Below are 11,922 nucleotides of genomic sequence, written 5' to 3' on the forward strand. Positions count from 1 at the left end.
GTGCGCGGGCCCGGGGTCCACTGGCGGTGAACTCCGGCCGCTGCGATCGCTTTCGCCGTTCCGCCGCTCCTACTGTCGTGGCACGCCGACGAGTTCGGAGGGCCACCACGTGAGAGTGCTGGGCATGGGCAGCGGGACGTCGCGTGACACGACCGGCACGGCGGTGGCCGGCCCGCCGGCCGGTGGCGGCGTGTGCGGGCCGCGGACCGGCCGCCGTCATGGCGTCGACATGCTGCACATTTCCGGCGGCGGCATGCACAATCCCCTGGTGACCGAGGAGATGGCGGGCGAGCTGCCCGGGGTGCCGCGCGCGCTGCGGATCCTGCGATGAGCGCTGCACCGGGGCCCGCCGCGGCCGGCGGCACACCGTCCCGGGCCGGCGGGCTGCGTGCCGTGCTGCACCGCTGGACCGGCGAGGAGGCGTTCGCCGCGGGGACGTGCGAGGGCACCCGCTGGCAGGACGGGGCGCTGCGGCTGGCGGCCCCGGTGGGCGTCGCGCCGTACGACGACCCGTTCGGACACGGCTGCCTGGACTGGGAGTTCGGCCGCTGGACGTCGCCGTGGACGCGACTGCCGTCCGGCGCCTTCGACGTCATCCCGTCCTGGACCGCGGACGCGCCCGACGGGACCCGGCTGGAGGTGCGGCTGCAGATCCGCGACGGCGGCGGCACCGAGTGGGGCTGGTACGTGCTGGCCCGGTGGTGCGCGGGCGACGCGGTGGTGCACCGCGCCACGGTCCCGGGGCAGGCCGACGGGGGCGGGCGGGTGGAGGTGGACACCTTCCTCGCAGGTCCGCGCGGCCTCGCGTCCTACCGGATCTCCGTCGTCCTCGCCCGGCAGCCCGGCGGCGGCACGGCGCAGCCCGCGCTGTACGGCCTGCGGGCTGCCGCGTCCGCACCGCCCCCGCAGGGCGCGCCCGCCGCACCACCTGACGCGGCGGCCCGGACGGCCGCGGGGCCGGGCGTGGCCTGGGGCACCGTCCTCGACGTGCCCGGGCGCTCCCAGGGGGTGCACGCCGGGCACTGCCCGCAGTGGGACGGCGGGGGCGAGGCCTGGGCGGGGCCGGCCTGCACGGCGATGCTGGTCGAGTACTTCGGACGCGGTCCTGACGCCGCCGACGTGGCCTGGCTCGACCCCCAGGACCCGGCCCCGCAGGTCGACTTCGCCGCCCGCCAGGTCTACGACTACGGCTACCGCGGCTGCGGCAACTGGGCGTTCAACGTCGCCTATGCGGCCCGCTTCGGCCTCGACGGCCTGGTGCTGCGGCTGTCCTCGCTCACCGACGTCGAGCGCTTCGTCGCCGCCGGCCTGCCCGTCGCCGCACCGCTGTCCGCGCGCAGCGGCGAGCTGTCCGGCGCCGGCCCGGACGTCGCGGCAGGGTACTCGTACGACACGGCGGGCAACATCCTCGTCGTCCGCGGCTTCACGATCGCCGGCGACGTCGTCGTCAACGACCCGCTGTCGGCGTCCGACGACGCCACGCACCGCGTCTACCCGCGCGCCGCGTTCGAGCGCGTCTGGCTCACCGGCGGCGCGGCCGGCGCCGCCTATGTGCTGCGCCCCGCGGACCGCCCGCTGCCGCCGCGCCCGCCGGGCGAGCCGCCCCGCTGGTGAGACCCGGCCGTATCGAAGGCCCTCCGGACTCAGGTGCGTTGACCGGTCGGGGCATCCGCCAGGACGAAACGTCCACCGGAAAGTTCCAAGGCTCGACAGCGCGTCGATCGCCTGCGCGGGAGCGGCTGGCTACCGTGTGCACCCATGACATGCTCCCGCCACGGCCGGCGGGGCGCCGTCCCGCGGCGGAGCGGGTCAGGCGACCGGCGGGCCCGCCACCTGCAGCAGGAAGCGCGTGCCGGGCACCAGCGCGGTCAGGCGGTGCGGGAGCGCGCTGTCGTAGTGCAGCGAGGCGCCCGCGGTGAGCTCGAACCGCTCGCCGTCGACCTCCGCCCGCAGCCGCCCGCCCAGCACATGGCACAGCTCCTCGCCCGGGTGGCCGGTGACGAAGGCGTGGTGGGCGGGCGTGCCCTCGGCGAGCACCGTCTCGAAACGGCGGGCGCCCGGCGCCGTCAGCGGGTAGGTGCGGCCTTCCCCGTCGGCCCACTCGCGGCCGTCGCGGGCCGGCCGGTAGGTCGTGCTGAGCGACACCGCCGCCTGCGGGCGACCGCCACCGGCCCCGGCGGGCCCGCCCAGCAGCACCGACAGCGGGGTCTCGACGGCCTCGGCGATCCGGTGCAGGGAGTCCAGCGTGGGGTTGGCCAGGCCGGCCTCCAACTGGCTGAGGAAGCTCTTCGACAGGCCCGTCCGGTCGCTCACCGCCTCCTGCGTGAGCCCCAGCCGCCGCCGCGACATCCGCAGCCGCGCCCCCAGCCGGGCCGCCGCGACGCCGCTCCCGCGCCCGGCCCGCGCCCCGTCGGCCCGCCGGTCCCGCAACTCCTGCCGATCCCCCATGGCCCCACGACTCCCTGACTCCCCGTCGGCTCCCACCGAGCCGGATTGACCACACTGCTTATCACGTTGCACACCGCTTTGGGAGGGTAAGGATGGAAATCGGCGAACACCCCGGCTGCCACCCGCTGGAGGACTGACGTGTGCCCGCACGCATCGATCTGGTCGGACCCGCTCGCAATGCTCGCCGACGCCGCCCGGGACCTCGGAGCGGGCGAACAGGCCCTGTTCGACGTCCTGTCGGCGGGCTACCCGCACGCTGCCCTCCAGCGCCATGACGTCCTGCTGGAACGCAGCGGCGCCACCCGCCGCGACCTGCACCGGCTGCTGACCGCGGCCGGCTTCCGCGACCTCGCCGAACTCCAGGCGCGGGTCGCCGACAAGCTCAACGACGAACTCCGCACTCCCGCGGCCCGGTTCGAGGTGCGCCTCGGCCCGGCGGCCCGCGCCGGGCTGCTGCCGCGCATGACGGTGCTGGAGTCCGACAACGTCGCCACCACGCTCAGCGAGCTCGACGACAACGGCGCTCTCAGCCTGGCGGTCGACGCCCTGCTCGGCGCGCGGCGGCGCTGGATCACGGGCGCGTGCCGCAGCCACGCCTTCGCGCACCTGCTCGCCACCGACCTGTCCGCGGTCCTCGGCCAGGTGGCCCTCGTCGGCGGTCCCGCCGGCCGGGAGATCGACGTGCTCACCGACGCGGGGCCGCACGACGTCCTCGTCGCCTTCGCCCTGCGCCGCTACGACGCGTCGACGCTGCGCCTGGCCGGCGCGTTCGCCGGCACCGGCGGGACGGTGGTCGCCGTCACCGACGACGCGGCGGGGCCGCTGGCCGAGCACGCTTCGATCTGTTTGACGGCCGCGACGGCCAGTGCTTCGTTCTCTGACTCGCCGACTGCGGTGGCCGCGGTGGTCCATGCGCTGGCCACCCTGACCGCGGCTCGCTCGAAGGCCGCGGGGCGCCGGCTCGCCCGCCGCGAGGAGGCGGTCCGCCGCCTCACCCCCTACGCCGAGCCCTGACCCCTCCTTCCCACGGTCCACCCTGGCCGTTCACGCATTTCCCCGCGCCCCTTCGGGGTTCGGGCTGCCCCCTGAGCTGCGCTGCCGTCGAACGGCCCGTTCCGGCTAGTCGCGGAGTTCCCCGCGCTCCTGGAGCATCGCCCCTCCGGGGCGGGGGTCCGGGGTGCCCCGGGGGTTCGTTGCCGGGTGCGGACCCGCTGTGGCCGAGCGCGCAGTTCCCCGCGCCCCTGCGGCAACCGGGCAGCCCCCTGCGGCACGTTCCCGTCGAACGGTCGACTTGGGCTGGGCGCGGAGTTCCCCGCGCTCCTGGGAGCATCGCCCCTCCGGGGCGGGAATCCGGGCTGCCCCCTGAGGGTGCGCTGCCGGTGCGCGGTGCGTGGGTGGCTGGTCGCGCAGTTCCCCGCGCGCCTATGGGTGACCGCCGCCATATTGCTTCCCGCAGACGGGGGCCGGCCCGGGAGGGGACGGTGCGGGAGTGTCCCCGCAGGAACTGTGCATCCACCCGGCCCACTTCACGGAAGAAGCCGCACGCACAGTTCCGAGGAGACACTCCCGTGGCGGCCCCGACCCCACCCACCGAACGTGCACCGCCAGGGGCGCGGGGAACTGCGCGACCAGCCACGACGAGACCCGCAGACGGCCACGCGCAGCGCGAGGCACTCCCGGAATCCGGGGCCGGCGAGATTACACAGGGTACCTGTACAGGTAAGCTGGACAACCAGGGGGGACGAACCTACGGTGGGGGCATGCGCAATGCCCCCGCCCCCTCCTCGATCCGCGCTTCGCACGACGTGCGGAACGTCATCGGCCGCCTCCGCCGCCGCATCCGCGCAGCCTCAAGCAGGGACGACCTCACCCTCACCCAGGCGTCCGTCCTAGCGCGCCTGACCGGCAACGACGGCCTGACGACCAGCGACCTCGCAACAGCCGAAGGCATGCGGCACCAGTCGATGGCGTCGACGGTCTCCGCACTGGCCGGCCTGGGCCTCGTCGAGCGGCGGCAGGACCCCGGCGACGGCCGCCGCCTGCTGATCGCGCTGACCTCGCAGGGGCGAACCCGCGCCGAGGCGGACCGGCAGGCCCGCGGCGAGTGGCTCGCCGACGAGCTGCAGGAGAAGTGCACGGAGGAGGAGCGGCAGACGGTGATCGCGGCGATGGCCGTGCTGGAGCGACTCGTCCATGACTGACCAGCGGACCTCGGCGCGCGACGGCACGCGGCAGACCGGCTTCGACCGCCGGCTCGTCCCGCCGATGATGCTGGGGTCGGTCCTCAACCCGATCAACTCCACCATCGTCGCCGTCGCGCTCGTGCCGATCGGCACCGCGTTCGGGGCGCCGCCGTCGCAGACCGCATGGCTGGTCTCGGCGCTCTACCTGGCCACCGCCCTCGGGCAGCCGGTCGTCGGCCGGCTGATCGACATCTTCGGCCCGCGCCGGCTCTTCCTCTTCAGCACCAGCCTGGTCGGCGTCGCGGGCGTCGTCGGCACCGCGGCCCCGAACCTCGGGGTGCTGATCGCCGCACGGGTCCTGCTCGGCTTCGGCACATGCGCGGGCTACCCCGCCGCGATGGCGCTGCTGCGCAGCGAGGCCGCGCGCACGGGCCGGGACAGTCCCGCGGGGGTACTGACCGCGCTGGCGGTCGCCAACCAGACGATCGCCGTGGTCGGCCCGCTGCTCGGCGGGCTGCTGATCGGGCTCGGCGGATGGCGGTCGACCTTCGCGCTCAACATCCCGCTGGCCGCCGTCGCGGTCGCCCTCGGCGCGCTGCGGCTGCCGCGCCAGCCGAAGGAGCCGGAGCAGCCCGGCACCGGCGCCAGGGCCCGCGGCGGCCTCGCCGCCCAGATCGACCTGCCGGGCATGGCCCTCTTCGCGGCCATGCTGTTCTCGCTGCTGCTGTTCCTGATGAACCTGCACACCCGCACCTGGTACCTGCCGGTGGTGACGGTCGCCGCCGGAGCCTGCTTCGCCGTGCGGGAGTTGAGAGCACGCACACCGTTCATCGACCTCAGGGTGCTCGGCGGCAACGCGCCGCTGCTGGCCACCTACGGGCGCGCCCTGGTGGCCTACGTCGTCTCCTACGCCTTCCTCTACGGCTTCACCCAGTGGACCGAGGAGAGCTACGGGCTCTCGCCGTTCCACGCCGGGCTGGTGCAGATACCGATGTTCCTGGTCGGGATCGCGGTGTCCGTCACCGTCGGCCGGCGCGGCGGCGTCCTCGGGAAGCTGCTGTTCGGCGCGGTCGGCCAGATCGTCGCGTGCCTGCTGATGCTCACGCTCACCGCGGCCAGCCCCGTCTGGGCACTGCTGCTGCTCGCGGTCGTCTTCGGCATCCCGCAGGGCTCCAACAGCCTGGCCCTGCAGAACTCGGTGTACTTCCAGTCCGATCCCGAGCGGACCGGGTCGTCCGCCGGGCTGCTGCGGACCTTCGCCTACCTGGGCTCGATGATCGCGTCCTCGGCGACCGCGGCGTCCTTCGGGGAGCGCGCCGGCACCTCCGGCATGCACCACCTCGCCTGGATCATGCTCGGCGCCGGGGTGCTGTTCCTGCTGGTCACCGTCGCCGACCGCAGCCTGCGGCGCCTCTCGCCCGGTTCCGCCGCACCGTCGCAACGGGCGCGCAAGGACTAGCCGTTCGCCGTGCCCGCCGGTGCGACGGCGCAGCCGCGCCCCGGCTCCCCCTCCCCACCCCTCCGACGTGAAAGGCCGCCTCGTGTCGCGCACCGCTCTGCTCTCCATGGACCTCCAGCTGAACCACCTCTCCCATGTGCCCGCCAGCTACCTGCCGTCGGCGGTCCGCGCGCTGGAAGCCGCGCGTGCGGGCGGCGTCCCCGTCGTCCACGTCGCCCTCCGGCTGCGGGCCGGCCACGTCGACGCCCACCCCCGCAACAAGGTCTTCGGTTCGCTGCCGTCCCATCTGTTCACGGCGGACGACCCCGGCGCCGCCCTCCATCCGGACGTCGCGCCGCTCGGTGACGAGATCGTCGTGCACAAGAACCGCGTCAGCGCCTTCGCGGGCAACAACCTCCGGCAGCTGCTCACCGCGCAGGACATCGACCACCTGGTCCTGGCCGGCATCGCCACCGGCGGCATCGTGCTGTCCACCGCCCTCCAGGCCGCCGACCTCGACTACCGCGTCACCGTCCTGTCCGACGCGTGCGCCGATCCCGACCCCGGCCTGCACGAGACCCTCGTCGCCAAGGTCTTCCCCCGCCGCGGTCACGTCACCACCATCAAGGAGTGGTCCGACTCCCTCACCTGACCGGGCCGCCCTGACACGAGGAGAGCGATGACGGATACGGGATTCCCGCCGGTGCGGGCGCACGGCCGGGGAGCCGGCTGGTACCGCGGCGACTGCCACGTCCACTCGGTGCACTCCGACGGCGAACTCACGCCCGAGCAGCTGGCGGCCGGCGCCCGCGCCGCGGGACTCGACTTCATCGCCACCACGGAGCACAACTCCGCGCGTGCGCACGGGGCATGGGGGCACCTGGCGGGTGACGACCTGCTGGTCGTGCTGGGCGAGGAGGTGACCACCAGGACCGGTCACTGGCTGGCGCTCGGCCTCGCTCCCGGGCAGGTGGTCGACTGGGACTACGGCGTGGCGGACGCGCTCATCGCCAAGTGCCTGGAGCAGGTCCGCACGGCCGGCGGGCTGTGCGTCGCGGCCCACCCGCACGCGCCCTATCCCACGGGCAGCTTCCTGTACGCCTACGAGGGCCTCGACGTCGTCGAGGTGTGGAACGGGCTCTGGGCGTCGGACCTGCCCTGGAACGCCGACAACGAGGCCGCGCTCGCCGACTGGGGCCGGGGGCTGGCGGCGGGGGTGCGCGCGGGGCACTGGCAGCCGGCCATGGGCAGCAGCGACACCCATCTCGAAGGGCAGATCGGCATCCCGCACACGGTGGTGCACGCCACCGGGCTGAGCACGCAGGCCGTCCTCGACGGGCTGCGCGCGGGCCGCAGTTGGATCGCCGGTACCTCAGCCGTCGATCTCTCGTTCACGGCCACCGCGGCCGGCCGCACGGCGGGCATCGGCGAGCGTCTGACGGCGGGCGGCGAGCCGGTCGTGGTGCGCGCCCGCATCAGCGGCGCTCCCTCCGCGACCGTCGCCTTCCACACGGATCGGGGCGCCGTCCACCGCACGGCGCTCCCGGATTCGGGCACGGGCACCGCTCAGTGGCGCACATCCGCACGGGAGTCGGCGTTCGTCCGGATCGAAGTACGCGATCCGCGGGGGCAGATGGCCGCCCTGACCAATCCCATCGTGCTGGCGTGACCCGAGCGCCGCGGACGGCGGCGCGCGGGACAAGGTTGGTTCCTCTTCGTGAGGCTCAGGGGGTTTCCGCTGGTCATATGAGCTGCTTTACTCCCGGCCATGAGCGAGAACCAGCCGCCGTACGGCGGTGCTCCGGGGGGGCAACCCGGACCTTACGGCCAGAATCCCTACGACCAGAACCCGTACGAGCAGGTCGCCCAGCCCTACGGCCAGGTGCCGGCCTACCCGGGCGGCGGGCAGCAGGACGTGAATGCCTACGGACAGGTGCCCACGGGCATGCCGCCGCTGGCCCACTGGGGCTGGCGCGTGCTGTCCGCGCTGATCGACGGCCTGGTCGTCGGCATCCCGCAGGTCGCGGTGACCTACGGCGTCAACCGCCCGGCCGGCTCCCTGGTCGCGCTGATCGGCCTGGTCGTCCTGGCCTACGTCGAGGGCACCAAGGGCCAGACGCCCGGCAAGATGGCCGTCGGCACGCACACGTTGCGCGAGGCGGACGGCCAGGTGCTGGGCTTCTGGCGGGCGTTGGGCCGCCGGCTGGCGCACCTCATCGACACGCTCGCCTGCTTCGTGGGCTACCTGTGGCCGCTGTGGGACGACAAGCGGCAGACGTTCGCCGACAAGATCGCGTCGTCCGTGGTCATCAAGCCGTGAAACCCTGACGGCCCGAGAGTCCTGAGGACCCTCGGGCCCGCGGGGCCTGGTGCAGGGACCGGGTGTACGCTCCGGCACGTGCCCGCCCCCGACGTCTCGTTCTTCTCCGGCCGTGACGGTGTGCGCCTGGCGTACCGCGAACTGGGCGACGGCAGACCCCTGGTGCTGCTGCACGGTGTCACCGGGGACGCGAGGCTGTGGCTCTCCCCGGGCCAGGCGCAGACGCTCGCCGCGCGCGGGCACCGCGTGATCCTGCCGGACTTCCGCGGCCACGGCATGAGTGACCGGCCGCATGACGCCGCGGCCTACCCGCCCGACGTCCTCGCCGACGACGGCTTCGCGCTCGTCGAGCACCTGGGCCTGGCGGACTACGACCTCGGCGGGTACTCGCTCGGCGCCCGCATCGTCGTGCGGATGCTGGTGCGCGGTGCGGCGCCGCGGCGGGCCGTCGTCGCGGGCCAGGGGCTGCGCGAGGTGCTCGGCACCGGCGGCGGTGCGGGGGCGTTCCTGCGCCGGCTCTTCGACGGCACCGAGGAGTTCGCGCCCGGATCGCGCGAGCAACTGGCCGCCGAGGCGATGCTGGCCCGGGGCGAGGACCCGGTCGCGCTGCTCCACGTGCTGGACTCGATCGTCGCCACGCCCCTGGAACCGCTGCACGGTATCGGGGTGCCGACCCTCGTGGCGGTCGGCACCGAGGACGAACGCGCCGCCACGGCCGGCGAGTTGGCCGGCGCAATGGCGCACGGCACGATGGTCTCGGTCCCCGGGGACCACCGGAGCGCCCCGGTCACCCCCGAGTTCGTCGCCGCGATCGCCGACTTCCTCGCCGCCGGCGCGTAACGGCGCCCGGGGCGGGCGACACGCTCACGCCGCGGGGCTCAGCCGGGCCCTGCGCCCCCCGTCGACGGCCGCGGCGCCGGCACAGGCGACGGCTGCCGCGGTGAGTCCGAGGACCGCCGGGTTCACGTACCCCGGGACGGCGTCGGCGACATAGCTGCCGCCGCCGCTCGTCCGGCAGACGAACCGCAGCGGCGCGTACCGCACGGTGTAGTCGACGACGGGCACCGCCCGTTCGAGCAGGCCCGGTGTCCTGCACGGGCGCGGTGGCGAGGAGTCGACGCCGTGGTCCTCCGCGTCCAGGGCGGCGCCTGCGAGGGCCAGCAGCCCCCAGGTGTAGACGGCCGCGGCGGCCGCGCCGAGCAGGGCGGCGCTGCTCCGCAGCCAGGTCGGCCGGTCGGCACGGCGCACGCCGGTCCGGCCGAGGGAGCCGAGGCCGTACCCGATGAGACCGGCGGCGAGGACGGGCACCGCCGGGATGAGCAGCAGAAGCAGGAGCACCATCCGCCGACCCCATCAGGCGCCGCGCTCCCCCACCGTGACCTGGTTCACACCGCGGGCAACAACCGCGTCACAAACGTCCTGGTCGGCAGCGGGATTGCCGGTGCGGGCCCTTCAGCGCCCTTGCCGGGTACGGGCGTTCGGGCCGGGGCCCGGTTCCGTCCGCGGGCCGCCCGATCGGCCCGCGCACCCCGTGGGTGCCGCGCACGTCGACCGGTGCGTGGCGTCAGACCTTGCCGCCGAAGAAGACCTGGACGTCGCGGATGAGTCCGTCCCGGACGGTGATGGCCTCGACGTTGCGGTACCGCGTGCCGTCGGTGAGCACGTACTCGTAGTGGAGGAAGGCGAGTTCGCCGTCCGCGGGGGTGACGTGCAGCAGCCGCTGCTCGGCGAACCGGTCGGCGGTCGGGAAGCAGCGGGCGAAGAACGCGTCCTTGCCGATGCGGTCGTCCTGCGGGCTGGTGAACGTGAAGTCGTCGGCGTAGAGGGCGAAGGCGGCCGCGCGGTCCTGGGCGCGGTAGAGGCGGAACGCCGCCTCGGCGAGTTCGGCGGGGGTCCCGGTCATACGGCCTCCTCGCGTGGCGGTGAATGCGCTGTCCCCGCCACGGTAGCCGCCGGGGCGATGGGCCCGCGGGCGGCGACCGGGATCGGAGGGCGGTCGGAAGGTCAGCAGAAGGGGACGGCGCCGAGGTTCCGTACGTAGCGGGCGGCCAGCCAGCCGGGACGGTCGTAGAGGTTGTACCAGAGGTCGTTCCCGCCGACGTTCTGCCCGTGCACCTTGCAGGCGAGCTTCACGACGGCACCGGGGGCGTAGCTGCCCGGCGCGGTGGAGTCGGTGGCGGCGCGGCTGCGGATGCGCAGCGCGACGCTGGACACGACCTTGCCGTTGACGTAGGAGGCGATGGCGGCCGTGGTGGAGCCGGGCTTGGCCGCGCCGGGCTTGGCGGCACCCGGCTTGGTCGCGGGCTTGGCTGCGCCGGGCTTGGTCGCGGACGGGCCCGAGGTGCCACCGGTCACCGGCGCGCTGGCGGCGGTGCTCGCCGTGGTCCCGTGGTCCTGGCCGGGTGCGAGGGCTCCCGCCGCGGTGGGCGCGAGCACCCCGAGGGCAAGCGATCCGGCGAGGAGCGCGGCAGTGGTGATCTTCCTGGAAGCGAGCCCGGTCATGGCCACCTTCTCACGTCGGGTCCTCCTCGGTGAGGTGGACGGGGGGAGTTCGTCCCGCAGCCTGCTCACCCCGCGCGCGTGACCCGATCAGCCGCTCCGGCGGCTTCCCCCTAACGGCCCATCCTTTCCACCGGCCCGGGGGACGACGGCCGCCTGGTCGCGCAGCAGGCCGACGAAGGTGATCAGCCAGACGGCCGCCGCCACCCAGAGCAGCACGACGCCGGGCCCGTGCAGCCCCGGAACGTGGCCGGCGGTGGCGGTGGAGAGCGAGGCCACCGCGGTCATGCCCAGCGGGAAGACCGTGGACCAGCGGCGGATGTCATAGCGCGGGCGGGGCCGGTAGACCTCGCAGACGGCGAGGATCGCGTATCCGGCGAAGTCGAGGGCCAGCAGCACGAAGGTGGTGGTCCTCAGCACGGAGTGGGCGCCGCTGCTCCACAGGGGAAGGGCCGTCAGCTTGGAGCCGGCGAGGGCGGAGATGGCGATCGCGCCGGCCGAGATCCACTGGTCGCCCGCGCCGGTGAGCACCTGCCGGAAGTCGAACCGGGCGAGCGCCTCGCCGTACAGGACGATGCCCGCGCCGAAGGCGGCCAGCGCGCACCAGGCGAGCCAGTCGCCGTTCGTCGCGGCCAGGGTGGCGGCGAGGACGGCGATGGCCTGCGTGGCGACACACACCAGGAAGGCGGCCCCGGGCGCGGGCCGCTTCCAGTGCCGCATGACCGACACCAGCAGCGCGGGCCAGACGACGACGGCGAGGGCGAGCAGGACGCCGGCCGCGGTGCGCCAGCCGGCCAGGGCGAGCCGGGTGCCCAGGACGCAGGTGGCGGCGACCGCGGTGAGCGCCGGCGGGTTGGCGGCCAGCGCCTGCCAGCGGGCCCGGTCGTGCAGCAGCGTCGTCGCGAACGCCGCCGCGAGCAGCAGCCACAGCAGGCCGGCCACGGTGAGCAGCAGGGCGGAGAGGCTGTCGTGCCCGGTCAGGTGGAAGCCCACCGAGATGATGCCGGTCGCCATGACGACGGCTCCGGCGGCCG

At 74.7% G+C, this 11,922-nt stretch carries 14 protein-coding genes; 9 read left to right on the forward strand and 5 right to left on the reverse strand.

Annotation, left to right across the window (positions count from 1 at the left end):
• The first annotated feature begins 124 nt into the window (after nt 1–124).
• Entirely contained in the window at nt 125–331 is a 207-nt protein-coding gene (locus tag ACH4TG_RS14340; protein ID WP_398242526.1) for a hypothetical protein, read from the forward strand.
• On the forward strand, nt 328–1,614 hold the full coding sequence (locus ACH4TG_RS14345) for a C39 family peptidase (protein WP_398242527.1): 1,287 nt from the start codon (nt 328–330) through the stop codon (nt 1,612–1,614). Before ACH4TG_RS14340 ends, ACH4TG_RS14345 begins: the two co-directional genes overlap by 4 nt.
• Before the next feature lie 195 nt (nt 1,615–1,809).
• Here the strand turns inward: ACH4TG_RS14345 and ACH4TG_RS14350 are convergent, their stop codons facing one another.
• Complete coding sequence (locus ACH4TG_RS14350; RefSeq protein WP_398242528.1) at nt 1,810–2,448, reverse strand: helix-turn-helix domain-containing protein; 639 nt, start codon at nt 2,446–2,448, stop codon at nt 1,810–1,812.
• A gap of 138 nt (nt 2,449–2,586) precedes the next feature.
• On the opposite strand from ACH4TG_RS14350, the gene ACH4TG_RS14355 reads away from it, so the two are divergent.
• From ACH4TG_RS14355 to ACH4TG_RS14385, 7 genes are all read left to right on the forward strand, one after another.
• Nucleotides 2,587–3,462: a MurR/RpiR family transcriptional regulator gene (locus ACH4TG_RS14355; RefSeq protein WP_398242529.1), complete on the forward strand. Its 876-nt coding sequence runs from the start codon at nt 2,587–2,589 to the stop codon at nt 3,460–3,462.
• Between the two features lie 746 nt (nt 3,463–4,208).
• Nucleotides 4,209–4,649: a MarR family winged helix-turn-helix transcriptional regulator gene (locus ACH4TG_RS14360; protein WP_398242530.1), complete on the forward strand. Its 441-nt coding sequence runs from the start codon at nt 4,209–4,211 to the stop codon at nt 4,647–4,649.
• Nucleotides 4,642–6,090 (forward strand): MFS transporter, encoded by a 1,449-nt coding sequence (locus ACH4TG_RS14365; protein WP_398242531.1) that lies wholly within the window; start codon nt 4,642–4,644, stop codon nt 6,088–6,090. Before ACH4TG_RS14360 ends, ACH4TG_RS14365 begins: the two co-directional genes overlap by 8 nt.
• Before the next feature lie 82 nt (nt 6,091–6,172).
• Nucleotides 6,173–6,721, forward strand: a complete 549-nt coding sequence (locus ACH4TG_RS14370) for a cysteine hydrolase family protein (RefSeq protein ID WP_398242532.1) — start codon at nt 6,173–6,175, stop codon at nt 6,719–6,721.
• A gap of 27 nt (nt 6,722–6,748) precedes the next feature.
• On the forward strand, nt 6,749–7,738 hold the full coding sequence (locus tag ACH4TG_RS14375; protein ID WP_398242533.1) for a CehA/McbA family metallohydrolase: 990 nt from the start codon (nt 6,749–6,751) through the stop codon (nt 7,736–7,738).
• Nucleotides 7,739–7,837: 99 nt separating this feature from the next.
• Complete coding sequence (locus ACH4TG_RS14380) at nt 7,838–8,389, forward strand: RDD family protein (protein ID WP_398242534.1); 552 nt, start codon at nt 7,838–7,840, stop codon at nt 8,387–8,389.
• Between the two features lie 78 nt (nt 8,390–8,467).
• On the forward strand, nt 8,468–9,229 hold the full coding sequence (locus ACH4TG_RS14385; protein WP_398242535.1) for an alpha/beta fold hydrolase: 762 nt from the start codon (nt 8,468–8,470) through the stop codon (nt 9,227–9,229).
• Between the two features lie 24 nt (nt 9,230–9,253).
• Here the strand turns inward: ACH4TG_RS14385 and ACH4TG_RS14390 are convergent, their stop codons facing one another.
• From ACH4TG_RS14390 to ACH4TG_RS14405, 4 genes are all read right to left on the reverse strand, one after another.
• Entirely contained in the window at nt 9,254–9,730 is a 477-nt protein-coding gene (locus ACH4TG_RS14390) for a hypothetical protein (RefSeq protein WP_398242536.1), read from the reverse strand.
• A gap of 223 nt (nt 9,731–9,953) precedes the next feature.
• Nucleotides 9,954–10,292, reverse strand: a complete 339-nt coding sequence (locus ACH4TG_RS14395) for a nuclear transport factor 2 family protein (protein ID WP_398242537.1) — start codon at nt 10,290–10,292, stop codon at nt 9,954–9,956.
• A gap of 101 nt (nt 10,293–10,393) precedes the next feature.
• The gene (locus ACH4TG_RS14400; protein ID WP_398242538.1) at nt 10,394–10,891 is read right to left on the reverse strand and encodes a hypothetical protein; all 498 of its coding nucleotides are present in this window, start codon (nt 10,889–10,891) and stop codon (nt 10,394–10,396) included.
• 87 nt (nt 10,892–10,978) lie between these two features.
• A complete protein-coding gene (locus tag ACH4TG_RS14405) occupies nt 10,979–11,902 on the reverse strand; it encodes a tellurite resistance/C4-dicarboxylate transporter family protein (RefSeq protein WP_398242539.1) in 924 nt (307 codons plus the stop codon).
• Between the last annotated feature and the right edge of the window lie 20 nt (nt 11,903–11,922).

Source organism: Streptomyces sp. NPDC020917, from assembly GCF_044333795.1.
Classification (GTDB): Bacteria; Actinomycetota; Actinomycetes; order Streptomycetales; family Streptomycetaceae; genus Actinacidiphila.

What these genes read in the sequence shown, in the direction of transcription:
- ACH4TG_RS14345 (WP_398242527.1), top strand. Translation starts at nt 328, where the DNA reads ATGAGCGCTGCACCGGGGCCCGCCGCGGCCGGCGGCACACCGTCCCGG.
- ACH4TG_RS14340 (WP_398242526.1), top strand. Translation starts at nt 125, where the DNA reads ATGGGCAGCGGGACGTCGCGTGACACGACCGGCACGGCGGTGGCCGGC.
- ACH4TG_RS14400 (WP_398242538.1), bottom strand. Translation starts at nt 10,891, where the DNA reads ATGACCGGGCTCGCTTCCAGGAAGATCACCACTGCCGCGCTCCTCGCC.
- ACH4TG_RS14380 (WP_398242534.1), top strand. Translation starts at nt 7,838, where the DNA reads ATGAGCGAGAACCAGCCGCCGTACGGCGGTGCTCCGGGGGGGCAACCC.
- ACH4TG_RS14390 (WP_398242536.1), bottom strand. Translation starts at nt 9,730, where the DNA reads ATGGTGCTCCTGCTTCTGCTGCTCATCCCGGCGGTGCCCGTCCTCGCC.
- ACH4TG_RS14360 (WP_398242530.1), top strand. Translation starts at nt 4,209, where the DNA reads ATGCGCAATGCCCCCGCCCCCTCCTCGATCCGCGCTTCGCACGACGTG.
- ACH4TG_RS14395 (WP_398242537.1), bottom strand. Translation starts at nt 10,292, where the DNA reads ATGACCGGGACCCCCGCCGAACTCGCCGAGGCGGCGTTCCGCCTCTAC.
- ACH4TG_RS14350 (WP_398242528.1), bottom strand. Translation starts at nt 2,448, where the DNA reads ATGGGGGATCGGCAGGAGTTGCGGGACCGGCGGGCCGACGGGGCGCGG.
- ACH4TG_RS14365 (WP_398242531.1), top strand. Translation starts at nt 4,642, where the DNA reads ATGACTGACCAGCGGACCTCGGCGCGCGACGGCACGCGGCAGACCGGC.
- ACH4TG_RS14405 (WP_398242539.1), bottom strand. Translation starts at nt 11,902, where the DNA reads ATGGCGACCGGCATCATCTCGGTGGGCTTCCACCTGACCGGGCACGAC.
- ACH4TG_RS14375 (WP_398242533.1), top strand. Translation starts at nt 6,749, where the DNA reads ATGACGGATACGGGATTCCCGCCGGTGCGGGCGCACGGCCGGGGAGCC.